26 protein-coding genes and 1 tRNA gene are annotated in these 23,475 nt (G+C 62.0%); 12 read left to right on the plus strand and 15 right to left on the minus strand.

Translation table 11 applies throughout. From position 1 onward, the window contains the following. Window positions 1-68: 68 nt before the first annotated feature. From ACFOGH_RS15845 to ACFOGH_RS15855, 3 genes are read left to right on the plus strand one after another with little or no spacing between them, the layout of a single operon-like run. On the plus strand, window positions 69-1,280 hold the full coding sequence (locus ACFOGH_RS15845) for an FAD-dependent oxidoreductase (protein ID WP_380074138.1): 1,212 nt from the start codon (window positions 69-71) through the stop codon (window positions 1,278-1,280). 21 nt (window positions 1,281-1,301) lie between these two features. Further along, window positions 1,302-1,676 carry a DUF2237 family protein gene (locus ACFOGH_RS15850; protein WP_380074139.1) on the plus strand — a complete coding sequence of 125 codons (375 nt, stop codon included), beginning with the start codon at window positions 1,302-1,304 and terminating at the stop codon, window positions 1,674-1,676. Next, complete coding sequence (locus ACFOGH_RS15855; protein ID WP_380074140.1) at window positions 1,673-2,383, plus strand: hypothetical protein; 711 nt, start codon at window positions 1,673-1,675, stop codon at window positions 2,381-2,383. Before ACFOGH_RS15850 ends, ACFOGH_RS15855 begins: the two co-directional genes overlap by 4 nt. A 22-nt stretch (window positions 2,384-2,405) precedes the next feature. Here ACFOGH_RS15855 and ACFOGH_RS15860 read toward each other — a convergent pair whose 3' ends face one another. The 7 genes from ACFOGH_RS15860 to ACFOGH_RS15890 all read right to left on the minus strand — a co-directional run bounded on the left by ACFOGH_RS15860 (window position 2,406) and on the right by ACFOGH_RS15890 (window position 7,563). Beyond that, on the minus strand, window positions 2,406-2,927 hold the full coding sequence (locus ACFOGH_RS15860; protein WP_380074141.1) for a helix-turn-helix transcriptional regulator: 522 nt from the start codon (window positions 2,925-2,927) through the stop codon (window positions 2,406-2,408). A 54-nt stretch (window positions 2,928-2,981) separates the two neighbouring features. Continuing rightward, complete coding sequence (locus ACFOGH_RS15865; RefSeq protein ID WP_380074142.1) at window positions 2,982-3,476, minus strand: hypothetical protein; 495 nt, start codon at window positions 3,474-3,476, stop codon at window positions 2,982-2,984. A 101-nt stretch (window positions 3,477-3,577) separates the two neighbouring features. Beyond that, window positions 3,578-4,054 (minus strand): PepSY domain-containing protein, encoded by a 477-nt coding sequence (locus ACFOGH_RS15870; RefSeq protein WP_380074143.1) that lies wholly within the window; start codon window positions 4,052-4,054, stop codon window positions 3,578-3,580. Between the two features lie 331 nt (window positions 4,055-4,385). Beyond that, a complete protein-coding gene (gene trpB / locus ACFOGH_RS15875) occupies window positions 4,386-5,615 on the minus strand; it encodes a tryptophan synthase subunit beta (RefSeq protein WP_380074144.1) in 1,230 nt (409 codons plus the stop codon). A gap of 120 nt (window positions 5,616-5,735) precedes the next feature. Then, complete coding sequence (locus ACFOGH_RS15880; protein ID WP_380074884.1) at window positions 5,736-6,128, minus strand: GNAT family N-acetyltransferase; 393 nt, start codon at window positions 6,126-6,128, stop codon at window positions 5,736-5,738. Between the two features lie 44 nt (window positions 6,129-6,172). Continuing rightward, a complete protein-coding gene (locus ACFOGH_RS15885; RefSeq protein ID WP_380074145.1) occupies window positions 6,173-7,228 on the minus strand; it encodes a quinone-dependent dihydroorotate dehydrogenase in 1,056 nt (351 codons plus the stop codon). Next, window positions 7,225-7,563 carry a DUF952 domain-containing protein gene (locus ACFOGH_RS15890; RefSeq protein ID WP_380074146.1) on the minus strand — a complete coding sequence of 113 codons (339 nt, stop codon included), beginning with the start codon at window positions 7,561-7,563 and terminating at the stop codon, window positions 7,225-7,227. Before ACFOGH_RS15890 ends, ACFOGH_RS15885 begins: the two co-directional genes overlap by 4 nt. Window positions 7,564-7,708: 145 nt before the next feature. Between ACFOGH_RS15890 and ACFOGH_RS15895 the strand changes: the two genes are divergently transcribed. Further along, window positions 7,709-9,217 (plus strand): bifunctional metallophosphatase/5'-nucleotidase, encoded by a 1,509-nt coding sequence (locus ACFOGH_RS15895; protein WP_380074147.1) that lies wholly within the window; start codon window positions 7,709-7,711, stop codon window positions 9,215-9,217. 105 nt (window positions 9,218-9,322) lie between these two features. After that, window positions 9,323-9,865, plus strand: coding sequence for a fasciclin domain-containing protein (locus ACFOGH_RS15900; protein ID WP_380074148.1), 543 nt, complete (start codon window positions 9,323-9,325; stop codon window positions 9,863-9,865). 315 nt (window positions 9,866-10,180) lie between these two features. Here the strand turns inward: ACFOGH_RS15900 and irrA are convergent, their stop codons facing one another. Continuing rightward, complete coding sequence (irrA, locus tag ACFOGH_RS15905; RefSeq protein ID WP_380074149.1) at window positions 10,181-10,633, minus strand: iron response transcriptional regulator IrrA; 453 nt, start codon at window positions 10,631-10,633, stop codon at window positions 10,181-10,183. A gap of 160 nt (window positions 10,634-10,793) precedes the next feature. On the opposite strand from irrA, the gene fabA reads away from it, so the two are divergent. The 4 genes from fabA to ACFOGH_RS15925 all read left to right on the plus strand — a co-directional run bounded on the left by fabA (window position 10,794) and on the right by ACFOGH_RS15925 (window position 14,199). After that, the gene (gene fabA / locus ACFOGH_RS15910; protein WP_380074150.1) at window positions 10,794-11,303 is read left to right on the plus strand and encodes a bifunctional 3-hydroxydecanoyl-ACP dehydratase/trans-2-decenoyl-ACP isomerase; all 510 of its coding nucleotides are present in this window, start codon (window positions 10,794-10,796) and stop codon (window positions 11,301-11,303) included. Between the two features lie 65 nt (window positions 11,304-11,368). Then, a complete protein-coding gene (gene fabB, locus ACFOGH_RS15915) occupies window positions 11,369-12,598 on the plus strand; it encodes a beta-ketoacyl-ACP synthase I (RefSeq protein WP_380074151.1) in 1,230 nt (409 codons plus the stop codon). A gap of 26 nt (window positions 12,599-12,624) precedes the next feature. Next, on the plus strand, window positions 12,625-13,413 hold the full coding sequence (locus ACFOGH_RS15920; RefSeq protein ID WP_380074152.1) for an enoyl-ACP reductase FabI: 789 nt from the start codon (window positions 12,625-12,627) through the stop codon (window positions 13,411-13,413). Window positions 13,414-13,830: 417 nt separating this feature from the next. Further along, window positions 13,831-14,199: a site-2 protease family protein gene (locus ACFOGH_RS15925; protein WP_380074885.1), complete on the plus strand. Its 369-nt coding sequence runs from the start codon at window positions 13,831-13,833 to the stop codon at window positions 14,197-14,199. Window positions 14,200-14,338: 139 nt separating this feature from the next. Here the strand turns inward: ACFOGH_RS15925 and ACFOGH_RS15930 are convergent. Next, window positions 14,339-14,412: transfer RNA gene (locus ACFOGH_RS15930), tRNA-Gly, on the minus strand. 41 nt (window positions 14,413-14,453) lie between these two features. Next, the gene (locus ACFOGH_RS15935) at window positions 14,454-16,730 is read right to left on the minus strand and encodes an adenosylcobalamin-dependent ribonucleoside-diphosphate reductase (protein ID WP_380074153.1); all 2,277 of its coding nucleotides are present in this window, start codon (window positions 16,728-16,730) and stop codon (window positions 14,454-14,456) included. Window positions 16,731-16,922: 192 nt separating this feature from the next. On the opposite strand from ACFOGH_RS15935, the gene ACFOGH_RS15940 reads away from it, so the two are divergent. Beyond that, complete coding sequence (locus ACFOGH_RS15940; protein ID WP_380074154.1) at window positions 16,923-17,351, plus strand: DUF1489 family protein; 429 nt, start codon at window positions 16,923-16,925, stop codon at window positions 17,349-17,351. Window positions 17,352-17,480: 129 nt separating this feature from the next. Beyond that, entirely contained in the window at window positions 17,481-18,359 is an 879-nt protein-coding gene (locus ACFOGH_RS15945) for a DMT family transporter (protein ID WP_380074155.1), read from the plus strand. Here the strand turns inward: ACFOGH_RS15945 and ACFOGH_RS15950 are convergent, their stop codons facing one another. From ACFOGH_RS15950 to hisS, 4 genes are all read right to left on the minus strand, one after another. After that, window positions 18,360-18,701, minus strand: a complete 342-nt coding sequence (locus tag ACFOGH_RS15950) for a hypothetical protein (RefSeq protein ID WP_380074156.1) — start codon at window positions 18,699-18,701, stop codon at window positions 18,360-18,362. Window positions 18,702-18,770: 69 nt separating this feature from the next. After that, a complete protein-coding gene (hisG, locus tag ACFOGH_RS15955; RefSeq protein WP_380074886.1) occupies window positions 18,771-19,475 on the minus strand; it encodes an ATP phosphoribosyltransferase in 705 nt (234 codons plus the stop codon). Next, window positions 19,472-20,563: an ATP phosphoribosyltransferase regulatory subunit gene (locus ACFOGH_RS15960; RefSeq protein ID WP_380074887.1), complete on the minus strand. Its 1,092-nt coding sequence runs from the start codon at window positions 20,561-20,563 to the stop codon at window positions 19,472-19,474. The genes hisG and ACFOGH_RS15960 overlap by 4 nt, the downstream gene beginning before the upstream one ends. Next, a complete protein-coding gene (hisS, locus tag ACFOGH_RS15965) occupies window positions 20,560-22,242 on the minus strand; it encodes a histidine--tRNA ligase (RefSeq protein WP_380074157.1) in 1,683 nt (560 codons plus the stop codon). Before hisS ends, ACFOGH_RS15960 begins: the two co-directional genes overlap by 4 nt. 73 nt (window positions 22,243-22,315) lie before the next feature. Here hisS and ACFOGH_RS15970 point away from each other — a divergent pair, with 73 nt between their 5' ends. Then, window positions 22,316-22,510, plus strand: a complete 195-nt coding sequence (locus ACFOGH_RS15970; protein ID WP_380074158.1) for a SlyX family protein — start codon at window positions 22,316-22,318, stop codon at window positions 22,508-22,510. 120 nt (window positions 22,511-22,630) lie between these two features. Here the strand turns inward: ACFOGH_RS15970 and ACFOGH_RS15975 are convergent, their stop codons facing one another. After that, window positions 22,631-23,392: a sulfite exporter TauE/SafE family protein gene (locus tag ACFOGH_RS15975; protein ID WP_380074159.1), complete on the minus strand. Its 762-nt coding sequence runs from the start codon at window positions 23,390-23,392 to the stop codon at window positions 22,631-22,633. Window positions 23,393-23,475: the final 83 nt, after the last annotated feature.

Raw genomic sequence — 23,475 nt, forward strand, 5'->3', positions numbered from 1 at the left:
TGCACAGTGGGGAATATCGCACCCTATAAAGCCTTGCCATCGCAGCAATTCCCCGCAAAATACCCAGCATGAGCATCGCTTCCCCCTTGCTGAGCATAGGTATCGTCGGCGCGGGCATCGGCGGTCTGGCCGCTGCTGCCCTCTGCGCCCAAGCGGGCCATGCTGTCACCTTGGTCGAACGCTTTGCCACGCCGAAACCGCTCGGCTCGGGCCTTGTGCTGCAACCCGTTGGGCTTGCGGTGCTGGATGCCATCGGGGCCGATGCCCGCGCCTTTGGTGCCCCGATCACCCGCATGCGCGGCCATGCCGGGCGGCGGCAGGTTCTGGACGTGTCCTATGCGCCCCAAGCCCCCGGCCTTGCCATCCACCGCGCCAGCCTGTTTTCCGTGCTGTGGAGGGCCGCAACCGCCGCAGGCATCACCCTGCAAACCGGGGCTGCCTGCCACGCCGCCCCGCTAGAGAACGGCAAACGCCTGATCCTGCGCGACGGGGCCGAGCCACTTGGCCCGTTTGATCTGGTGATCGACGCCTCTGGTGCCGGATCGGCGCTGACGCCGATGCAGGCGCGCCCGCTTGGCTTTGGCGCGGTCTGGGGCACCGTGCCTTGGCCCGAAGAAACCCCACTTGCCCGCCACGAACTCAGCCAACGCTACCTTGCCGCGCGCCATATGGCCGGGGTGCTACCGATCGGGCGGCTGCCCGACAACCCCACCCCACAAGCGGCAGTATTCTGGTCGCTGCCCCGCGCCGCCTTGGATGATTGGCCTGCCCAAGACCTGCCCGCGTGGAAAGCCGAAGTCACTACCCTCTGGCCGCAAATGGCCCCGTTCCTGACCAGCCTGCACAGCCCCGCCGATCTGACGCCTGCGCGCTACAGCCACGGCACCCTGCGCCGCCCCTATGCGCCCGCACTCGCCTTCATCGGCGATTGCGCCCACCGCGCCAGCCCGCAACTGGGCCAAGGCGCGAATATGGCGCTGCTCGATGCCTTTGCGCTGACCCAGGCCCTGCGCCTGCCGCTGGATCAGGCGCTGCCCCGCTATGCACAGATGCGCCGCTGGCATGTGCGTGCCTACCAGACCATGTCAGCCGCCTTCACCCCGATGTATCAATCGCACAGCACCATCCTGCCCGGCTTGCGCGATCATCTGCTGGCCCCGATGGCCGCGCTTTGGCCGATCAATCGGCTGCTGACAGCGCTGGTCTCGGGCACCATGCTGCCGCCCATCGCCGGGATGGATTGGCCGCAAACCGCTGGACAGCGCGCCCCCAAGCGCTAGGTTGATGCCAAAGGAAACCCGATGCGTGATCCCTCTCTCAACGTGCTTGGCAGCGCTCTGGAAAGCTGCTCGACCGCGCCCGTCACCGGGTTCTTCCGTGATGGCTGCTGCAACACCGGGCCAATGGATCAGGGCCTGCACACCGTCTGCGCCCTGATGACGGCCGAATTTCTGGCCTATTCGAAATACCTCGGCAACGATCTGTCCACCCCGCGACCGGAATATGGCTTTGCGGGGCTGAAACCCGGCGATCAATGGTGCCTGTGCGCGGGCCGGTTCTTGCAAGCGCATGAAGAAGGCGTCGCCCCGCAAATCCGCCTGAAAGCCACGCATCAACGCACGCTGGATGTGGTGGCGCGTGACCTGCTGGAGCGTTACGCCACCGACGCTCCATGACCCGCGCGACGCTTCTGGCACTTCTATTGGCCACGACGCCCGCCCTGGCGGACCAAACCGAGCGAGAAATCGCAGCACAAAATGCCCTGCGCGCCGCCGCAGCCCAAGCCACATCGCTGCCTGACAGCGACGCGCTGCTGGCCGCCTGCCCCGCCGACATCTATGCCAGCCGCCGCAATCTGCTGCGCGACATGTTCCAATCTGACGCCCCGCACAGCCACAGCTATTGCCACGACCATGCCGCGGCCTGCGCCGAAGCCTGCAAGACCGATCTGGATGGCAAGGCCTGCCTCGCCTTGGCCCATGCGCTGGAAATGGCCGGCCTGCCGGACCTCGAACTGCCAGCCCGTCGCTATCACGCCTTGGCCTGCGCGCTGGGTCAGGCCAGCGGCTGCACCAATCGCGGCGGCGGCATGCGCAACGTGCCTGCCGTAGGCGATCCGTGGTGGCCAGAACCCGCGACAGTTCAGCAAGAGACTGCCAAGTCAGATTGCCTCTACCGCAGCTTTCAGGCCGCCTGCACAGCTGGCGATAGCTGGGGCTGTGCCATGCTGGGGCAAGCGCAGGCGCTTGGTGAGGGCACCGCACCAGATGCCGTCGCCGCCCGCCAGCACTATCTCGAAGCCTGTAATCTGGCCAAAGACAAAGGCTTCGCCGCCTGCGTTTTTGCGCGTGAAGCGCTGGATAGCCTGCCCCCAAGCCCCTGACCAACGATTGCTGCCCGTCCGCTTAGGCAGCCGATTGCGTGCTGGGCAGACGCAGGGTGCCGTCCTCGTCCCGCATCAGATCTTCGATGAACAGCGACAAAAGTTGCGAGCGCCCACTGACCCCTGCCTTGCGGTAGATCGCGTTGGTCTGGGCCTTGACCGTGCCCTCCGAAGTGCTGCGCAGTGCCGCGATCTCTCCGGTAGACATACCCTTGATGGCAAACAGCGCCACATCCTTTTCGGCAGGCGTCAGCCCCCATTCCGCGAACCGCTCTGCCAGCAACACCATGAACGCACCCGAGGCCCGACGCAGCCGGGTCTCGGCCTCGCGCCGATCCACAATCGCGCGGCGCAGCAAGATTGCCCCCAGCACCACGCCGACAATCAATCCGAACGCGGCCCAAATCTCAAGGATTTCTCGCACTTCCCATGGCAGCGGAGTGGTGGTGATGCCCACGAAAGACGACAGGATATCGGACACGAAAAAGATCGCGCAGGCCGCCTGCAACAGAAAGATCGCAAAGACAAAGGCCGGATGTCTCACATCCACCCCTTCCAGCGCAGGGTTTTGCGGCAGTGCCACTGCGGCATCGGGCGATCAATCGTCCCCATTATCGCCCCCGCCGTCGCCATGACCACTGCCAGATCCCCCGCCCGAGCCACTGCCAGAGCCGCTTCCAGAACCACCGCCATCTTCGCCGCCGTGATCATCGCCGCCGCCGTCGTCACCGCCGTCATCACCGCCGTCGTCGCCACCATCATCGTCAGAGCTGTCATCGCCCGACCGGCCGCTGCCCGAGGGATCGTCATCGCTGATCTGCACGGAAACCTGGCCGTCATCGCCCAGCACCACATCCCGCAAAATCTCACCTGTGCGGGGGTTCAGGATGATCTCGCGCGTAATGCCGCGCCGCGCGCCGACAATGCGCACCCGGCCCAGCATGGTGCGCGCCACATTGATGTCGCGATATCCCTGCCCACGCAGTTGCGTCACCACCGACTCTTCAAAGCTGCCTGCAGACGCGGCCTGCGCCACCCCGACAGCGCCCAGCACGCCAGCCGCACAACGCGTCAAGAAAACTCTGCGGTTCATCCGGTTTCCCTCAGGGTCAGATTTCAACCCCGGTCTGCTGCATTATCACCCAAGCCAGACGCCCCGGCAAGTCCGGCGCGTCTGGCAGAACCCGTCAGGGCTTAATCATCCGAACTGCCGTCGTGGCCGCTGCCGCTGTGATCGCCATCGTCGTGGCCACCATCGTCATGCCCGCTGCCACCGTGATCATCGCCAACGTCATGATCGGGACCATCGTCCGAGCCATTGTCGTCAGACCCATCGTCGTCCGATGCGCCGTTGTCGTCGCCATTGTCATCGTCGGTAAAGTCGTGATCGGTGGTGGAAACCTCGACACCCGTTCCAGTCGAACCCGCACCCACGGTCTCGGATTCCTGCTTGATCACTTCACCCGTTGCCTTGTCATAAACCGCCTCAACCTTGACGCCATCCTTGACGGCCTCAACCTTGATCTGGTTCGGGCTTTCCTTCACCTCGATGCCCGTATAGGCGCCGTCCTGATAGGTGCGCACCACATCGGCCACCGTGATCGCCTGCGCCATGCTGGCCGAAAAGCCCAGCATCAGGGCAAGGATCAAAGGCTTCGCTGTCCGTTTCATTTTGTGTTCCCAACTTTGCTGAAAGATCAAATCATGCCGCATCCGGCGACAAGATCAGCAATGCCAGCCCAGAACGGCGCTGGATATTGGCGTGGGGTTTAGTGCTGCGAAATGCGCCGCCAGTTTGCGGGAATAAACCGCAGTTTAGGGTAAAACACCGCCAGCGCCCTGCCAAAAATATCCCTATATCAAATGCTTAAGACATTGGTCCAAGGCTTTGCGCGTCAACATCAGACCATGGTCCGAACGGCCAAATTCAGCGATTCGCACCAATCATGCAAAAGCCGCGCCCGTTTACACAGGCGCGGCTTATGGCAGATCAGATTGTGCCTTAGATCTTCATATCGAAACCAAGATGCTTGGCGACTGTAAAGATGTCTTTGTCGCCCCGCCCACACATGTTCATCACGATGATATGATCGCGCGGGAGCGTCGGCGCGATCTTCATCACATGGGCCAGCGCATGGCTCGGCTCAAGCGCGGGAATGATACCCTCCAGCTTGCAGCAAAGCTGAAACGCCTCCAAAGCCTCGGCGTCAGTGATGCTGACATATTGCGCGCGGCCCATGTCGTGCAGCCAGCTATGCTCTGGCCCGATACCCGGATAATCCAAGCCCGCGCTGATGCTGAAGCCTTCCAGAATCTGCCCATCATTGTCCTGCAACAGATAGGTGCGGTTGCCATGCAGCACGCCGGGGCGACCGCCGGTCAGGCTGGCGCAATGCTGCATCCGATCATCGACGCCCTTGCCACCGGCCTCGACCCCGATGATGTTCACCGACGGATCATCCAGGAACGGGAAGAACAGCCCCATAGCGTTCGAGCCGCCACCAATCGCCGCCACCACGGTATCGGGCAGACGGCCCTCGCCTTCCTGTTCAGCCAACTGCCAGCGCACTTCCTTGCCGATGATGCTTTGGAAATCGCGCACCATCGCCGGGTAAGGATGCGGCCCGGCCACTGTGCCGATGCAATAGAACGTGTCGCGCACGTTCGTCACCCAATCGCGCAGGGCGTCGTTCATCGCATCCTTCAACGTGCCGCGACCGCTCGTCACCGGCACCACCTCTGCCCCGAGCAACCGCATGCGGAACACGTTCGGCGCTTGCCGCTCCACATCATGCGCGCCCATATAGACCACGCATTTCAGCCCAAACTTGGCGCAGACAGTAGCTGTGGCCACGCCATGCTGCCCCGCGCCGGTTTCGGCGATGATCCGGGTTTTGCCCATGCGGCGGGCGAGGATGATCTGCCCCAGCACATTGTTAATCTTGTGCGCGCCGGTGTGGTTCAGCTCATCGCGCTTCATATAGACCTTTGCACCACCGAGATGCTCGGTCAGCCGTGGCGCGAAATACAAGGGCGAGGGGCGGCCCACATAATGCTTCCACAGATCATCCATTTCCGCCCAGAACGTCGGATCAGTCTTGGCGAATTCATAACGCTCTTCCAGATCAAGGATCAGCGGCATCAGCGTTTCCGAGACAAACCGCCCGCCAAACTTGCCAAAGCGGCCCTGCTCGTCCGGCCCGGTCATAAAGCTGTTGATGCCGTCTTCCATCGCTGATCTCCCTTGTGTTGCACAGGATGTAGCGCCCTTGTGCGCCGGGGAAAAGGGGCCTTCCGGCCCCCTCGCCCTGTCGGGCTCACCCCCCGTGACGATTTCAGCGGTCCGAAGGCGCTAGAGCGACTTCTTGTAGCCGATATGGCTGGGCGTGTAGCCAAGCCGATCATAAAACGCATGCGCCCGCAGGCGGGTCTTGTCAGTCGTAAGCTGGATCACCGACGCCCCGGCAGCCCGCGCGCGCGCCTCACATTCCGCCATCAGCGCTTCGCCAATCCTGTGCCCGCGCAGATCGGCCACCACCCGCACCGCCTCGACAAGCGCGCGCTTGGCACCTTGCCGCGATAGGCCCGCGAGGATGGTCAACTGGCAGGTCGCCACGATCCGCCCGTCCAACTCGCCCACGATCAGCTGATGCATCGGGTTGGCGGCTATCTCGGCAAAGGCCGCCTCGTAGGGGGCCAGATTGCTGCTTTCCCGCGCCTGCCCCAAAGGATCATCGGCCAGCATCGCCACCAATGCCGCAACATCCCCGGCCTTGGCATCGCGAAACTTTACAGCCACTGCGCCCGCCCTTTCCCAACTGCATCGGCCACGCAGGCATAGCCTTCGCGCTCCAGCAGCGCATCCAGACCCCGCGCGATCTTCGCCGCCAGCGAAATCCCCTGATACACCATCGCCGTGTAAAACTGCACCGCCGAAGCGCCAACGAGGATTTTCACAAACGCCTCCTCAGCGCTGGAAATCCCGCCAACTCCGATCAACGGCAGCTTGCCATCTGTCAAAACCGAAAGCTGAGCGAGAACCTGCGTGGATTTTTCGAACAATGGCGCGCCAGAAAGCCCGCCCATCTGTGCTTTATCTGCACTTATCAAACCTTCTCGCGACAAGGTTGTATTGGTCGCGATGATCCCCGCCACACCGGATGCCAAGGCCACCTCGGCAATCTCGGCCAATTCATCGGCGTTCAGATCGGGCGCGATCTTCAGGAAAACCGGGATCGGATGCGCCAGCGCCGCCCGTGTCTCCATCACCCCCGCCAGCAGCGCCGACAACGCAGCCCGCCCCTGCAAATCCCGCAGCTTCTCGGTGTTGGGAGAACTGACATTCACCGTGGCGAAATCGACATGCGGCCCGCAGACCGCAAGCACCCGCGCGAAATCCTGCGCCCGGTCGCCCGAATCCTTGTTGGCCCCAAGGTTCAGCCCCACCGGCACCGCCGTAGGCTTGCGCGCAGCCAGCCGCGCGCCAATTGCCTCGGCCCCCTCGTTGTTAAAGCCAAACCGGTTGATCGCCGCCCGATCCTCGGTCAGCCGAAACAGCCGCGGCTGCGGATTGCCCGGCTGTGGGCGCGGCGTCGCAGCGCCCACCTCAACAAAGCCAAAGCCCGCGCGGGACAACGGCCCGACCACGTTCGCGTTCTTGTCAAACCCCGCTGCCAGCCCAACCGGATTGGGCATATCCAACCCCGCCATGCGCGTGCGCAGCCGATCCGATGTCACCACCCCCGTCAAAGGCACCAACCCCGCCGCCAGCGCCTTGATCGACAACCCATGCGCGCGCTCGGGATCAAACCGATGCAGAACCGCCAGCCCCAAAGCCTCGATCAAAACACGCCCTCCGGGAAGATATGGCCCGCAGCCCCCAAGGGCAGCGACTTGTCCCACACCACATCAGCCAAAACCAAATCGCGATACAGATGCGGAAACAACGCCCCGCCGCGCGAAGGCTCCCATTTCAGCGCAGGCCCCAGCCGATCAGCATCGCAGGCCACCAGCACCAGATCGGACACATCGGCAAAATACTTCGCCGCCGTTTCCGCCAGTTGCGGCGCACCCGAGAAATGCACAAAGCCATCCGCCAGATCAACCGGCGCACCCGCCGTGTGACCCGCTTCACGAAAAGCGTCCCATTCGACGCGCCGGAATATCTTGTAAATCAGCATGTGCGCCTCATGCCCTTCTGCGGGCTTTCGGTCAAGCCTGCGTCATCGGCGCGTCATGGCCCAGTGGAAAACTGTCGCGATGCGGGCTTTGACAGACTCAAGCCCCGGTTGCACACTCAAAGCCTCGTTCACAGTGGAGATTACCATGCCAGCCCAGCGCCCGCTCTTCGCCGCCCTGCTCTGCGCCACAGCTTTGCTGCCCCTCGCAGCGCAGGCGGAGTCCGTGAAACTCACCCTGCTTGGCGTCGGCGATGTCTATAACTTCACCGAGGAGGACGGGCGCGGCGGCTTTGCCCGCTTGAACGCCGTCGCCCGCGCCGAGCGCGCCGCCAATCCCAACACGCTCTATCTGTTTGACGGCGATATGCTGTCGCCCTCGCTGCTGTCGGGCTTTGACAAGGGCCAGAACACCATTGATCTGACCAACATCGTGCCCTTTGACCTCGCCGTCCCCGGCAACCACGAGTTTGATTTCGGCCCTGCCAATTTCCTCGAGAAAGTGAAGGCCTCGAAATACCCATGGGCCGCGATCAACATCACCACAGCCGATGACAAACCGCTCGACGGTTTCGGCGGCGTGATGGTCAAAGACATCGCAGGCCTGAAAGTCGCCCTCATCCCGGTGGCGCAAGACACCTCGCCCTCAGTCGCCTCGACCGGCGATCTGAAATTCCTGCCCACCGTCGATACCGCGATCAAAGCCGCGAAAGCCGCGCGCGAGGATGGTGCCGATATCGTGGTGGGCGTGGTGCAAACCGATATGGACAACGATCGCAAACTGCTGAAATCGCACGCCTTTGATGTGATCCTGTCGGGCGATGATCATTCCTACGCCACCGCCTACGATGGCGTCACCGCCTATGTTGAAACCTCGATCGACGGCCAGTTCCTGTCGCCCGTCGATCTGAATATCACGGTCGGCGAGAAAGACGGCAAGCGCACCATCGCCTGGACCCCAGCCTTCCGCTTCGTCGACACGGCCAGCGTTGCCCCAGATCCCGAAACGCAAGCCATGGTCGATAAACTCTCCGCGGGCCTTGATGAGACGCTGAATGTCGAGATCGGCACCACCGAAACCCCGCTGGACAGCCGCCGCAACGTGGTGCGCGCCGAGGAAGCAGCCATCGGCAACCTGATCGCCGATGCAATGCGCGACGCCACCAAAGCCGATGTGGCGATCATGAACGGCGGCGGCATCCGCGCCGACCGCACCTATGACGCTGGCACCAAACTGACCCGCCGCGATATCCTGACCGAACTGCCCTTCGGTAATGTCACGGTGCTGACCGAAATCCCCGGCAGCCAACTGCTCGGCGCGTTGGAGAACGGCGTCAGCCAAGTCGAAAAGGGCGCGGGCCGCTTTGCGCAAGTCTCGGGCGTAACCTTCGTCTATGACGCCAGCGCCGAACCCGGTGCCCGCGTGTCCGAGGTGATGGTCGGCGGCCAACCGCTGAACCCCGACGCGCTCTACAAGGTGGCCGTCAACGACTACATCCTTGGCGGAGGCGATGGCTATGACGCCTTGGGCGGCGGGCGTCTGATCACCGACACTGGCGCGGGCAATCTCGTGGCCACCGATGTGATGAACTACGTTGAAAAATCCAAAACCGTGAGTGCCAAGGTCGAGGGGCGCATCAAGAAGCTGGGTCAATAGAGATCACGAAAGCGTGATCAAGCAGGGCGGCTGAAACTTCCCCCCCAGCCGCCCCGTTTCCCTTGCATACGCCCGGAATAAACCGGCCGATGAAAGGGAGTCGCCATGAAAACCTCTGCTCTTGTGCTTGCCTTCGCGTTGATCTCTGCCCCCGCCTTTGCCGAAAACCCGATGGTCGGCGGCGCTGCGATGTATGAAAACAAGAACATCGTCGAGAATGCCGTCAATTCCAAAGACCACACCACCCTCGTCGCCGCTGTTAAAGCCGCAGGTCTGGTCGATGCGCTGCAAGGTGCAGGCCCGTTCACCGTATTCGCCCCCGTCAATGACGCTTTCGCAGCCCTGCCCGCAGGCACGGTGGAAACCCTGCTGAAGCCCGAAAACAAAGACATGCTGACCAAAATCCTGACCGCGCATGTCGTCGCTGGCAAGTTCACCACCGCGCAGATGGCCAAAAAAGCCAAAGCCTCGAAAGACGGCTATTTCAACATGACCACCCTGTCGGGCGACCATCTGTCGGCCAAGATGAAGGGCGGCAGCCTCTATATCTACGACGAATCCGGCAAAGCCGCGAAAGTCACCATCTCAGATGTCGAGCAATCCAATGGTGTGATTCAAGTCGTGAACAAAGTTTTGCTGCCGAAGTGAGTAACGAGTTCCAAGTAACCAGTGCCAATTCAGCGTGGCTCTCCTCCCCGCGCTGACCTGAGCGGCGCGGTCTGCCTAGTCGCAGATCGCGCCTTTTTTCACACCATCGCAGCAACCCACACAGCTAGCACCTGACACTTTCACATTGGCACAAATATCCCCGCCGGAGGCTCCGCCGCAAATGCCAGCCGCAGCACGGCCCATCGCGCAATCCCCCGATGCAGCCTCCCCACCGAGACAAGCGGCGGCACGCCGCGCAGGCGAGCCAAAGACAAAGCGGCCTTGGCCGCGCTATTTGAAAAGCCTTGGCAGCGCTCAGGCGCGTTTCAGACGGATCACCACATCAACCCGGCTCACCGCCATGCCCTCGGGCGCGTCGGGCAGGCCCGCGATCACCAGATCTTCCGCCGGGGCATCGGTCAGCTGATGGCTGTCCTCCCAATAGAAATGCGGATGATCATCCAGCCTTGTGTCAAAATAGCTGCGCGCGCCGTCAACCACGACCTCGTTCAGCAAGCCTGCCTCACAAAATGCCCGCAGCGTGTTGTAAACCGTGGCAAGGCTCACCTTCGCGCCCGCAGCCCCGACCGCCGCATACAGGCTTTCCGCCGTGACATGCCGGTCCATCCCGTCGCCCACCAGCAAACCGGCCAAAGCCAGCCGCTGCCGCGTTGGGCGCAATCCGCCCCGAGCAAGCCAAACCGTGCTGCGCTGTTGTTCGACCAAAGTCATCGTCACTTTCCAAGTCGGGCCGCAGCCCAAATTCATCCCCGCCCCCTATATAATGTGGATTGGCGATGCTTTTCAAACGAAAACCCCAAACTCGCCACCTCCGCGCCTCTGCCCCACACTTGTTCGCCTCTGCGGCGGGTGTTACATGGGGAAAACGGCCAACCGCACGGCCAATCACTGGGGAGATTTCGAGGGCATGAGCAGTTTTCCAACTTCGTTCACCAAGGACGATCTGCTGAAATGCGCGCGCGGAGAGCTGTTCGGCCCCAGCAACGCACAACTGCCCGCCCCACCGATGCTGATGATGGATCGCATCACCGATATTTCCGAAGACGGCGGCGCACATGGCAAGGGTCATGTGGTGGCCGAGTTCGACATTACTCCCGATCTGTGGTTCTTCGACTGCCACTTCCCCGGCAACCCGATCATGCCGGGCTGCCTTGGCCTTGATGGGCTTTGGCAGCTGACCGGCTTCAACCTCGGCTGGCGCGGCTGGCAGGGGCGCGGCTACGCGCTTGGCGTCGGCGAAGTCAAGCTGACCGGCATGGTCCGTCCTGACCGCAAGCGCCTGACCTATTATGTTGATTTCACCAAAGCCATCCAAACCCGTCGCCTGACCATGGGCGTCGCGGATGGCCGGGTCGAGGCCGATGGCGAAACCATCTACCTTGTCAAAGATATGAAAGTGGCCCTGTCGGAAACCTGATCCGACAAGACCTTGCGCGTCGGGCCAGCGCCCCGACAAGCCCACTGCACAAAAGGAGACAGCCCATGCGTCGCGTCGTCATCACCGGAATCGGCATCGTTTCCCCCATCGGCAACAACGCCGCCGAGGTCGAAGCCTCCTTGCGCGCAGGCAAGTCGGGCATCGTCTTTGCCCCTGAATATGCCGAACACGGCTTCCGCAGCCAGGTCCACGGCATGCCGCAGATCGACCTTGCCGCACATATCGACAAACGCGACATGCGGTTCATGGGGCCGGGTGCGGCCTATAACTTTCTGGCCATGCAGCAAGCCATCGCCGATTCCGGGCTGGAAGAAAAAGACGTCTCGAACGAACGCTCTGGCCTGATCATGGGCTCGGGCGGCCCGTCCACCTCAAACTTCTTCCTCGCCTTCGACGCCGTGATCAACAAGGGCGCGCCGAAGAAAATGGGGCCGTTCATGGTGACGCGCTGCATGTCCTCCACCAACTCGGCCTGCCTCGCCACCCCGTTCAAGATCAAAGGCGTGAACTATTCGATCACCTCGGCCTGCTCGACCTCTGCGCATTGCATCGGCAATGGCGTGGAACTGATCCAGATGGGCAAGCAAGACGTGGTCTTTGCGGGCGGCGGCGAAGAACTCGACTGGACCCTGTCCTGCCTGTTCGACGCAATGGGCGCGATGAGCAGCAAATATAACGACACCCCCGAAACCGCCTCGCGCACCTACGATGCCACCCGCGACGGATTTGTCATCGCAGGCGGCGGCGGTGTTGTGGTGCTGGAAGAACTCTCCCACGCCCTTGCACGCGGCGCGAAAATCTACGGCGAAGTCACCGGCTACGGGGCCACCTCGGACGGCTACGACATGGTCGCCCCCTCGGGCGAAGGTGGTGAGCGGTCGATGAAACTTGCGCTGGCGACCCTGCCCGAAGGCCGCCACGTCGATTACATCAACTCCCACGGAACCTCGACCGTGGTCGGCGACGTCACCGAGATGGAGGCGATCCGCCGCGTCTGGGGCCGTGGCAACACCCCGCCCGTCGCCTCGACCAAATCGCTGACCGGCCACTCCTTGGGTGCCACCGGCGTGCACGAGGCGATCTACAGCCTGATCATGATGAACGGTGATTTCATCGCCGCTTCCGCCAATATCACCACCCTCGACCCCGCGCTTGATCCGTCGGAAATCGTCACCACCCTGCGCGAGAACGTCAAACTCGATTCGGTCCTGTCGAACTCGTTTGGCTTCGGCGGCACCAACGCGACCCTTCTGATGAGCAAGTATCTGGCCTAATCCGCCACCAAAACGGGAGTGCCAGTATGGCTGATCTGATGAAGGGCAAGCGCGGGCTTGTCATGGGTGTGGCGAATGAACGCTCGATCGCCTGGGGCATTGCCAAAGCCTTGGCCGATGAAGGTGCAGAGCTGGCGTTTTCGTATCAGGGCGATGCTTTCGGCAAACGCCTCGCCCCCCTCGCCGCCAGCGTTGGCAGCGAGGTCATGGTGGATGTCGATGTCACCGACGACGCCAGCCTTGATGCCTGCTTTGCCACGCTGAAAGACAAATGGGGCACTATGGATTTCCTGATCCATGCCATTGCTTTCTCGGATAAAAACGAACTGACCGGGCGTTTCATCAACACCAGCCGCGAGAACTTCAAGAACTCGATGTGCATCTCGTGCTACAGCTTCATCGACGTGGCAGGCCGCGCCGCTGAGTTGATGCCAAACGGTGGCAGCCTGATCACGCTGACCTATGGCGGCTCGAACCGCGTGACACCGAATTACAACGTCATGGGTGTGGCCAAAGCCGCGCTCGAATCCGCCACCCGCTACCTTGCCAATGACCTTGGCCCGCAGCAAATCCGCGTCAACGCCATCAGCCCCGGCCCGATGAAAACCCTTGCAGGGGCCGCCATCGGCGGCGCGCGCGCCACCTTCCGCCATACCGAGGCCAACGCCCCCCTGCGCACCAACGCCACGCTGGAAGCCATCGGCGGCACCGCCGTTTACCTGTGTTCGGACTACGGCGCTTGCACCTCGGGCGAGATTATCCATGTCGACAGCGGCTATCACGTGCTGGGTATGCCGCAGCAGGAAAACCTGTAAACTCAGGTGCTTGCTCTCATCCTCTCGATTATCCTGATCGCAGGCACCGGCGTTGCCCTGCGCGGCGGCTTCAGCGGCGCGGGCTGGAATCGCGTCGGCTTTGATGTCAACGCCCTTGGGCTTTCCGCGGTTGCTGTCGTCGCCGCTATCTGGTTTTTCGGCTGGCAATATGGCCTTGCCTTCATCATCGCCATCATGATCCACGAGATTGGCCACGTCGCAGCCTTCCGCGTCTGCGGCCACAAAGACGCGCAGTTCCGCCTGATCCCACTGTTCGGCGGCGTCGCCGTGTCGCGCAGCCTGCCCGCCAGCCACGACCGCGACCTGTTCATCAGCCTGATGGGCCCTGCCATCTGCCTTGGCCCGATGGCCTTGTGCTTTGCCTTGGCCGATCTGATCTTTACCCAAGCCCCCGGCGTGGCGAGTTTCCTTTATATTCAGGCTCTTGTGCTGGGCGGGCTGAACCTGTTCAACCTGCTGCCATTCTGGCCACTGGACGGCGGCAAGATCGTGCGCCTGCTGACCTACACCTTCTTCCCCAAAGCCACCCGCGCGGTGTCAATCCTGATGTCAGCCGCCGCAGCAGCGCTTTGCGTCGCCACGCATTCCTATATCCTGCTGTTCTTCGTGCTACTGGGCTGGCAAGGCCTGATCCAATCCGAGCAACTGATCGAAATCCAACGCCCGATGCGCAAATCCACCGCATGGATCGCGCTGGCCGCCTACCTTAGCACAGCAGGCGCGCTTTACCTCGGTGCCGCGCAATTCGTGCAAAGCCTGTTCTGAAAAGCACGACACAGGGCTACGCCCTTGATTCCGGGCGGTGAATAGCCTGCTTGGCTCGCGTCAGCGGCCCTCATGTCCCCTAAACCCGCGCAAACAAAAATGGTCCCGAACCGGGACCATCCTATCAGACCAAAATTTCTGGAGCGGGCGACGGGAATCGAACCCGTGTCTTTAGCTTGGAAGGCTAAGGTCTTACCATTACACAACGCCCGCGCTGCCTGCCTTCTAGCACCCCAGAACGGCAGGCTCAACCCTCAGCCACACTTCGAATGGCCGCAATCATTGCAGGTCATGCAGCCCTCTTTCATCTGCAACGCATAAGACCCGCACGACGGACAAGCCTTCCCCTTCGGCCGTTCACCCACCGCAATCACCTCGGCATGAGGATCGGTTTTCAGCCCCATCCCCTCGCCTTCAATAAAGCCGATGCTGACCAGATGCCGCTCAATCACCCCGCCGATGGCCGCGAGGATAGACGGAATATACCGCCCCTCCATCCACGCCCCACCGCGCGGATCGAACACCGCCTTCAACTCCTCGACCACAAACGAAATATCGCCACCTCGACGGAACACCGCCGAGATCATCCGCGTCAGCGCCACGGTCCAGGCGAAATGTTCCATGTTTTTCGAGTTGATGAACACCTCAAACGGCCGCCGATGCCCCGCGATGATGATGTCATTGATGGTGATATACAGCGCGTGTTCCGAGCCCGGCCATTTCACCTTATAGGTCTGCCCCTCCAACGCCGCAGGACGGTCCAGCGGATCGGTCAGATACACCACCTCACCGCCCGCCACCATTGCCGGTGCTTCGGCCGGCACTTTATCGGTGCTTTCCGAAACCGTCAGAACCGAACCCGTCACCGCATTGGGGCGGTAAGTGGTGCAGCCCTTACAGCCCTGATCCCAAGCGGCCATATAGACCTCTTTGAAATCCTCAAAGCTGATATCTTCCGGGCAGTTGATCGTCTTAGAAATGGAACTATCAATCCACTTCTGCGCCGCCGCCTGCATCCGCACATGGTCCAGCGGCGGCAGCGTCTGCGCGTTGACAAAGTAATCCGGCAACGCCGCATCGCCCTTCAACTCGCGCCACAACCGCACCGCGTAATCAACGACTTCTTCCTCGGTCCGCGAGCCGTCCTTTTGCAACACCTTGCGGGTGTAGGCATAGGCAAACACCGGCTCGATCCCCGAACTGACATTCCCTGCATACAAGGAAATCGTCCCCGTCGGCGCAATCGAGGTCAGCAGCGCATTGCGAATCCCATGCGTGCGGATCGCCTCGCGCACATCGTCATCCATCTGCATCATGTTGCCGGAAGCGAGATACCCCTCAGCCTCAAACAACGGAAACGCGCCCTTCTCCTTGGCCAGATCGACCGACGCCAGATAAGACGCCCGCGCAATCGCGTGCATCCAAACTTCCGTCTGCGCCGCAGCCTCAGGGCTGCCATAGCGCAAACCCACCATCAGCAACGCATCCGCAAGCCCGGTCACACCCAAGCCAATCCGCCGCTTGGCCTTCGCCTCAGCCTGCTGCTCTGGCAGCGGAAAACGGCTGGCATCCACCACGTTGTCCATCATCCGCACCGCCAGACGCACCAGATCCTGCAGCGCGACCTGATCCAGCTTCGCAGCCTTGGTAAAGGCCCCCGAAACCAGCGTCGGCATGTTGATCGACCCCAGCAGACACGCGCCATAAGGCGGCAGCGGCTGCTCACCACAAGGGTTGGTCGCCGCAATCGTCTCGCAATAGCCCAGGTTGTTGGCCTTGTTGATCCGGTCGATGAAGATCACGCCCGGCTCGGCAAAATCATAGGTGTTGCGCATGATCTTGTTCCACAGATCGCGCGCCTGCAACGTGCGATACACCTTGCCCTCAAACACCAGATCCCACGACGCATCCGCCTTCACGGCATCCATGAAGGGGTCAGTGATCAGCACCGAAAGGTTGAACATCCGCAGCCGGGCGGCATCCTTCTTGGCCTCGATAAAGGCTTCTACATCCGGGTGATCGCAACGCATCGTCGCCATCATCGCACCACGACGCGAGCCTGCCGACATGATCGTGCGGCACATCGCATCCCACACATCCATGAACGACAGCGGCCCCGAAGCATCCGCCGCCACACCCTTCACCTCTGCCCCGCGCGGGCGGATGGTGGAAAAGTCATAACCGATGCCGCCACCCTGCTGCATGGTCAGCGCGGCCTCTTTCAGCGCATCAAAAATCCCGCCCATGCTGTCCGGCACGGTGCCCATGACAAAACAGTTGAACATCGTCACATTGCGGCCCGTGCCAGCCCCCGCCGTGATCCGCCCCGCAGGCAGATACTTGAAGCCTTCAAGCGCGTTATAGAACCGCTCTTCCCACACCGCAGGCTCAGCTTCCACCTCGGCCAAAGCCCGGGCGATTCGCCGCCAGCTATCCTCGACCGAGCCATCAATCGGCGTGCCATCCTGCGCCTTTAGCCGATATTTCATGTCCCAAATCTGCTCGGCAATAGGGGCGGCAAAGCGCGACATGAGGGCGGTCCTTCCTGTGGGGGCATCGAATAAGGGGCGACTGTTAACGGCAAGCGAAGCGACGGGCAAGCGACAGAATGTCCATCTGAGACATTGTGTTCAGCACAACACATTTGAACGAGCAAGCCTTGAGCCTACCAGATTTAGGCCTATTCTACACCATCTAACTTTGATGGACAGATCAAGCGACTCATGGCCACGCTCAACCTTATCAAACTCAGCGTCGGCACCGAGTCGGTCGAAGACCTCACCGCATGGCACGATGCCCACCGCCACATCTGGGCCCCCGGCACCACCGAACACGTCACCCGCATGTGGCCCAAGCGCGAGGATGAGATTCTCAACGGCGGCTCGCTCTACTGGGTGATCAAGGGCGTGATCCAAGCCCGCCAGCGCCTGATCGGCCTCGCCGAACGCCGCGGCTCTGACGGCATCCTGCGCTGCGCCCTCGTGCTGAATGCCGAGGTGATCCGCACCGAAAACGCCCTGCGCCGCCCGTTCCAAGGCTGGCGCTATCTGCCCGCAGCTGAATCCCCGCCCGATCTGCCGAAAACCCGCGCCAATGACGATACCCTGCCCCCGGCCCTCGCCGCCGCCTTGGCAGAAATAGGCCTGCGCTAACCCGTAAAATTTAACTAAAATTTGCCTTCACATTGGCCCAAATACTCCACGGGGGTTTGGGGGTGTGAAACCCCCAATTCCACCACATCCACCCTTCCCTTCCCCTGCAATCCGCGCCACAACCGCGATATGATCAAACGCCCGCTCTGGCTCGTCGCAGCCCCCGTGATCTTTCTGCTGCTGTGGTCGGCGGGCTTTGCCATTGCCAAACTTGGCCTGCAACATGCCGAACCGCTCACCCTGCTCGCGCTGCGCTACACCTGCGTTCTGGCGCTGCTGCTGCCGCTGGCGCTGATCATCCGCCCGCCCTTGCCGAAAACCCCGCGCGCCTGGGCCGATATCGCAATCACCGGCTTTCTGATCCAAGTGGTGTATTTCGGCCTCTGCTACGTCGCGTTCAAATCCGGCGTCTCGGCGGGCGGTGTGGCGATCATCGTTTGCCTGCAACCGATTCTCGTCGCCCTCGCCGCCCCCTACACGGTGGGCGAGGCCACCAGCGGCAAGGGCTGGATCGGCCTGATCCTTGGCCTTGCCGGGGCGGCTGTGGTGATCCTGTCGCGCTCCTCGGTGCAGGCAGAAAACGCCTGGGGCATCCTGCTGACCTTCGGGGCGCTGATCGGCATCACCGCAGGCACGCTTTACGAAAAACGCTTCGGCACCAGCCAGCACCCGATCACCGCCAACCTGATCCAATACGCCACCGGCGCGCTGTTTACCCTGCCCGCCGCCTATCTGACCGAAGGCATGGCCGTGGCATGGACGCCCGAGTTTTTCGCCATTCTCGGCTATCTGGTGATCGGCAATTCCATCCTCGCGATCAGCCTGTTGCTGGCCATGATCCGCGCAGGCGAAGTCGCCCGAGTCTCGGCCCTGTTCTACCTTGTGCCCGCGCTGTCAGCCCTGTTCGCATGGCCACTGCTGGGCGAGGCGATGCCGCCCTTGGCCTGGGCAGGAATGGCGCTGGCGGGTCTGGGTGTGGCTTTGGTCAGCCGCAAACCAAAAGCCTGATCACCAGCCGCCCGGATTGCCCGGCTTGATCTTGCCATGACCTTCTTCACCGGCTTCGCTCATCCAGGTGACTTGGCTGCCATTGATCGCAACCGACCAGCACACTTCCGGGTCTTGGCCATAGGTGAAGCACATCTTGTTGCCCTTCACCGCCCAAGCCCCGGTGTAATCCGCCGCGCGAATACTGCCATCAGGGGCATAAAACTCGGCATACCCGCCCGAGGCCGACATGCTGCCGGTGACTGTATTGCCAACCAGCGCCGCGCGAATGGCATCGCCCGTCGCCAGATCGGCCGCAAAACCGGGGGTCGCCAGCAACAGCAACGGCAGGATATAGCGCACGGCAAGCCTCCTCAGGTTGGCGCCAGAGTTAACGCAGCGCGCGCCGAGGTCAAGCGACTTGAAGCGCAGCTAAATCTCGGGCATCGCCAACCCGACCTGCCCCGCCAACCGCTCCAGCACCTCACGCGCCTCGGCCCAGTCGGCAGATCGGCTGGCAAACAGCATCGCCTGACTTTGTAAGATCACCGAATCTGACAGGATTTTCAGATGGTTGGCCCGCAACGTCTCGCCGGATGAGGTAATATCCGCAATCGCTTCCGCCGTCAGGTTCTTCACCGTGCCCTCGGTCGCGCCCTGACTATCAACCAGTTGATAATCAGCCACCCCCTGCGCCGTCAGAAACTCGCGCACCAGCCGGTGATATTTGGTGGCAATCCGCAAGCGAAAGCCATGCACCGCCCGAAACGCCGCCGCCGCCGCGTCCAGATCATCGACCGTATCGACATCAATCCAGCAACTTGGCACCGCGATGATCAGATCGGCATGGCCAAAACCAAGCGGCGCCAGTTCCGCCACCTGCACCGCCCAATCCGCCAGCTTGTCGCGCACCAGATCACTGCCGGTCACGCCGAGATGTATCCGCCCCGCCGCCAACTCACGCGGAATTTCCCCCGCCGACAGCATCACCAGCTCTACACCCTCGACACCATCGACCGCCCCCGAGTATTCCCGCTCGGCCCCGGTCTGGCGCATCGTCACGCCCCGGCTGCCGAACCATTCAAAGGTCTTTTCCATCAACCGGCCCTTCGAGGGCACCCCGATCTTCAACATCAGACCGCCCCCCGCAACGCCGCCACAAGGTGAGGGCGAATGATCCCGCCCACCGCCGGAATAGACCGCCCCGCCCCCAGCACCGCCGTCAGCGCATCATAGCGCCCACCCGTCGCCACCGCTGGCATGCCCTCGGCGTGAAAGCTGAACACAAAGCCGTCGTAATACTCCATCGAGGTCCGCCCAAGGCTCGCCTCAAACGCGAGGCTTTCCACCGCCACCCCACGCGCCCTCAACGCCTGAAGCCGCGCCGCAAACCGATCCACCGCAGGCTCAATCGCCGGAAGCAACGGGGTTATCCCGCGCAAATGCCCCAAAGCCGCCTCAGCCGGGGCCTGCAACCCCAACAGATCATACAGCAACGCCGCCTCGGGCGCCTTGATCGGCGCCGCCTGAGAATCCTCGATCAACGCCTGCGCCCGCGCTGCAATATCTTCCGGCGCGCGCAAGCCAATAAACGCCCCCGCCTGCGCGATCAAATCCTCGGGCGCACCGCCCGCCAACCGCTCCAGCAACGCCACCCGCCCCGCAGGCACCGCCGCCCGGCCCGCAAACCGATCCAGCAGCGCCCGAAACCGCTTGGGCCGCCAGATATGCCGCAACAACGCCGCCCTACGGCGCTCGGTCGTCTCCAGCCCGCGCACCGCGGCCATCAGGATACCGATATCCCCCGTCACCGCCCGCAAGCCCAAACCCTGCACCAGCCCCGCGAACAGCGCGAACACTTCGGCATCCGCCGCCTCAGGTGCTGCCCGGTCGAACACCTCGAACCCGACCTGCAAATACTCGCTGGCCCGGTTGCCCAAGTGCTCCTGCTTGCGAAACACCTCGCCCATGTAGCAATAGCGCGCCGGGTCCGCACCATCCGCCATATGCGCCTGCACCACCGGCACGGTAAAATCCGGCCGCAGCATCATCTCACCGCGCAGCGGATCGGTCGTCACATAAGCCCGCGCCCGAATATCCTCGCCGTAAAGGTCCAGCATCGTCTCGGCAGGCAGCAGCAGATCAGCCTCAACCGGCACCGCACCCGCCGCCTGAAACGCCGCGAACAGCCGTCCCGCCTCGGCCCGGATCGCTGCCTTGCTCACAACCATTCGCTCAGCGGCTTCGCATCCCGCATAGCTTTTTGGTCTTCCAGCATAGCTTTGACGCGCTCCACCAAGTCCTCACGCTTCACTTTCACCTGAGCAGGCCGCCCCTTCCACTCTTCCAAAGTCGCGCTTTCTGCAATTTTTGAGCCGAGGATCAGGTCTTTCAGTATAACTTCGTCGGTTAACGCCTCATCCCCACCCTGAATAACCGCAATCGGAGACTGCCGTTTATCCGCATATTTCAACTGATTGCCGAATTGCTTGGGGTTGCCGAGATAGACCTCGGCCCGGATACCCGCCTGCCGCAACTCGCCCACCATCGCCATGTAATCCGCCATCCGGTCCCGGTCCATCACCGTCACCACCACCGGCCCCGCCGTATCCGCAGCCATCCGCCCCTTGGCCGACAGCGCCGCCAGCAACCGATCCACCCCGATGGAAACCCCCGTCGCAGGCACCGCCTGACCCGTGAAGCGCTTGACCAGATCGTCATACCGCCCCCCGCCCGCAACCGAGCCGAAGTTGCGAGTATAGCCTTTCTCATCGACAATATTGAAGGTTAGTTCCGCCTCGTAGACCGGACCGGTGTAGTAGCCGAGGCCGCGTACAACGCTTGGATCAATCCTAATTCTGTCAGCGAAGTAGCCTTGAGACTCCAGCAACCTAGCGATTTCTGCAAGTTCTAGAGCGCCCTCGCGCCCGGCCACTGACTGGTCAACAATGCTGAGAAGATGCTCGATTGTTTTGTGGTTGCGAAGCCTAAAACTTTCGGCTGGAATATTTCCTCGTTCTTTTCTTTCGATACCGGGAATTCCAATCGCCGCAGCATAACCGAGAATAGTCGATAGCACCGTATCGCCCGCGGCAAGTGCGACATCCTGCTCATTGGAGAGACGCGCCGTCACCGCTTTGTTTGCCGAAACGAACCCCATCACCACATTCGCCTGAGCGTCACTCAGCCCCGCGCCCTTGGTGAAATCGCCGCTTTCATCCTTGCGCCCCGCGCCCAACAGCGCCCGCACTCCCTCGTCGCCCAGCCGGTCGATCTTATCAATCGCCCGCAGCACGATCCCGCGCTCGGCTTCCTTGTCATCCCCGGCCAAACCCGCGACTTCCATCACGCCGTTCAGCACTTTGCGGTTGTTGACCTTCACCACATAGTCGCCGCGCGGAATCCCCACGATCTCCAACGCATCCGACAGCATCGCGCAAATCTCGGCGTCAGCCGCCACCGATCCCGACCCCACCGTATCGGCATCGCATTGATAAAACTGCCGGAACCTCCCCGGACCGGGCTTTTCATTCCGCCAAACCGGCCCCATCGCATAGCGACGGTAAGGCGAGGGCAGATCGTTGCGATACTGCGCCGCCACCCGCGCAAGCGGTGCCGTCAGGTCATAGCGCAACGCCAGCCAGTCGGCATCCTCATCCTGCCAACCAAACACCCCCTCATTCGGGCGATCCACATCGGGCAGGAACTTGCCCAAGGCTTCAACCGTCTCGACCGCACTCGTCTCCAGCGGATCAAAGCCATAGCGATGATAAACCTCGGCAATCTTGTCCAGCATCGCTTTGCGTGCGGTCACTTCCGCGCCAAAGTAATCCCGAAACCCACGCGGGGTTTCCGCACGCGGGCGACGCGCCGCTTTTGCAACTGGAGTTTTGTCGTTTGCCATAGCTTGCAGCCTTCGCTTTTTCTCGCGCCCCGTGTAACGGATGGGGGCATCCGCAGCAAGCACAGGCAGGGCCATGGACATCACCGCATTGGAAGAACGCATCGCCCATCTGACCCGCACCGTCGAAGACCTCTCCGATGTCGTTGCGCGCCAATCCAAAGACCTCGATCGCCTGCTGCGCCTGACGCAACTTCTGGCCGAGCGCGAGGCCGAGCGTGAAGCCACCGGCCAAGCGCCCGAAGCCAATGTCCGCCCGCCGCACTGGTAACGGTTTATCAAGGCTGGCCTATCGGCGACACAACATATGGTGTGCCAGCCGCCCCGCCATACAAGTCACTCCCAGCTGGGAAAACCGCACTCCGCCCAGATCATGGCCGAACCCTGCTGATTACATGTTCGCCAAACGGTAAACCGCCACGCCCAGCGCAAACAGCCCGACCGCAATCGTCAACGGGCGGCGCGGCGCCATCTTGGCCAGATAACCGCCGAAGAATGCCGCCGGCAAACCACCCAAGGCCAGCCCGAACACCGTCATCCGCACTTGGCTCCAATCGGTTTCCTCGCCCCACCAGCCAAATAAATACGCAATCCCCAAAGCCACAAACACCACAAAGCTGACGATGAACTCGGAAAAATTGGTGGACCCAATCGCATAGCGCGACTCAACCCCAGACCCCAAAAGCCCGGTGTTCACAATCGGCCCCCAAGAGCCGCCAATGCCCTCGATGATGCCACCCGCAAAGCCAATGGTCTGAAAGCGCCGGGTTTTCACCATCCGCACCGCAATGCCCTTGAACCCGCGATAAACGATGTAACCGCCCATAAGCAGCAGATAGCCATTGACCAGATATTGCAGCGCATGGCCCTTCAACCCCGACAAAAGCGTCGCCCCCAAAATCCCGCCCAGCGATCCAAACACCGCCAGCGCCCCAACAATCCGCCAGTCAATGTTCTTGTGATACAGGTTCGACAGCGCCGCCGTCCCCCCCGTCGGCAGTTTCGCCGCATTGACCGAAGCCGAGACCAAGGGCGGCGGCACACCTTGCGCCAGCAGAACCGCGGATGAGATCACCCCAAAGCCCATACCCAAAGACCCATCCACCAGTTGCGCGATGAATCCAATAAGCATGTAGTCCCAGATACTATCCATACCGATTCCGCCCTCTTAATTACGACTATTACCGTAGATATTTACAGATTTAAGGCAGCAAACAACCATTTTCTTCTCTTTTG

It is taken from the genome of Cypionkella sinensis (genome assembly GCF_042646385.1).
GTDB lineage: Bacteria > Pseudomonadota > Alphaproteobacteria > Rhodobacterales > Rhodobacteraceae > Cypionkella > Cypionkella sinensis.

Excerpts from the sequence above, each read along its gene's own strand:
- ACFOGH_RS15845 (WP_380074138.1), top strand. The coding sequence starts at position 69 with ATGAGCATCGCTTCCCCCTTGCTGAGCATAGGTATCGTCGGCGCGGGC.
- ACFOGH_RS15850 (WP_380074139.1), top strand. The coding sequence starts at position 1,302 with ATGCGTGATCCCTCTCTCAACGTGCTTGGCAGCGCTCTGGAAAGCTGC.
- ACFOGH_RS15855 (WP_380074140.1), top strand. The coding sequence starts at position 1,673 with ATGACCCGCGCGACGCTTCTGGCACTTCTATTGGCCACGACGCCCGCC.
- ACFOGH_RS15865 (WP_380074142.1), bottom strand. The coding sequence starts at position 3,476 with ATGAACCGCAGAGTTTTCTTGACGCGTTGTGCGGCTGGCGTGCTGGGC.
- ACFOGH_RS15870 (WP_380074143.1), bottom strand. The coding sequence starts at position 4,054 with ATGAAACGGACAGCGAAGCCTTTGATCCTTGCCCTGATGCTGGGCTTT.
- trpB (WP_380074144.1), bottom strand. The coding sequence starts at position 5,615 with ATGGAAGACGGCATCAACAGCTTTATGACCGGGCCGGACGAGCAGGGC.
- ACFOGH_RS15880 (WP_380074884.1), bottom strand. The coding sequence starts at position 6,128 with ATGCTGGCCGATGATCCTTTGGGGCAGGCGCGGGAAAGCAGCAATCTG.
- ACFOGH_RS15890 (WP_380074146.1), bottom strand. The coding sequence starts at position 7,563 with ATGCTGATTTACAAGATATTCCGGCGCGTCGAATGGGACGCTTTTCGT.
- ACFOGH_RS15895 (WP_380074147.1), top strand. The coding sequence starts at position 7,709 with ATGCCAGCCCAGCGCCCGCTCTTCGCCGCCCTGCTCTGCGCCACAGCT.
- ACFOGH_RS15900 (WP_380074148.1), top strand. The coding sequence starts at position 9,323 with ATGAAAACCTCTGCTCTTGTGCTTGCCTTCGCGTTGATCTCTGCCCCC.
- irrA (WP_380074149.1), bottom strand. The coding sequence starts at position 10,633 with ATGAATTTGGGCTGCGGCCCGACTTGGAAAGTGACGATGACTTTGGTC.
- fabA (WP_380074150.1), top strand. The coding sequence starts at position 10,794 with ATGAGCAGTTTTCCAACTTCGTTCACCAAGGACGATCTGCTGAAATGC.
- fabB (WP_380074151.1), top strand. The coding sequence starts at position 11,369 with ATGCGTCGCGTCGTCATCACCGGAATCGGCATCGTTTCCCCCATCGGC.
- ACFOGH_RS15920 (WP_380074152.1), top strand. The coding sequence starts at position 12,625 with ATGGCTGATCTGATGAAGGGCAAGCGCGGGCTTGTCATGGGTGTGGCG.
- ACFOGH_RS15935 (WP_380074153.1), bottom strand. The coding sequence starts at position 16,730 with ATGTCGCGCTTTGCCGCCCCTATTGCCGAGCAGATTTGGGACATGAAA.
- ACFOGH_RS15940 (WP_380074154.1), top strand. The coding sequence starts at position 16,923 with ATGGCCACGCTCAACCTTATCAAACTCAGCGTCGGCACCGAGTCGGTC.
- ACFOGH_RS15945 (WP_380074155.1), top strand. The coding sequence starts at position 17,481 with ATGATCAAACGCCCGCTCTGGCTCGTCGCAGCCCCCGTGATCTTTCTG.
- hisS (WP_380074157.1), bottom strand. The coding sequence starts at position 22,242 with ATGGCAAACGACAAAACTCCAGTTGCAAAAGCGGCGCGTCGCCCGCGT.
- ACFOGH_RS15970 (WP_380074158.1), top strand. The coding sequence starts at position 22,316 with ATGGACATCACCGCATTGGAAGAACGCATCGCCCATCTGACCCGCACC.
- ACFOGH_RS15975 (WP_380074159.1), bottom strand. The coding sequence starts at position 23,392 with ATGGATAGTATCTGGGACTACATGCTTATTGGATTCATCGCGCAACTG.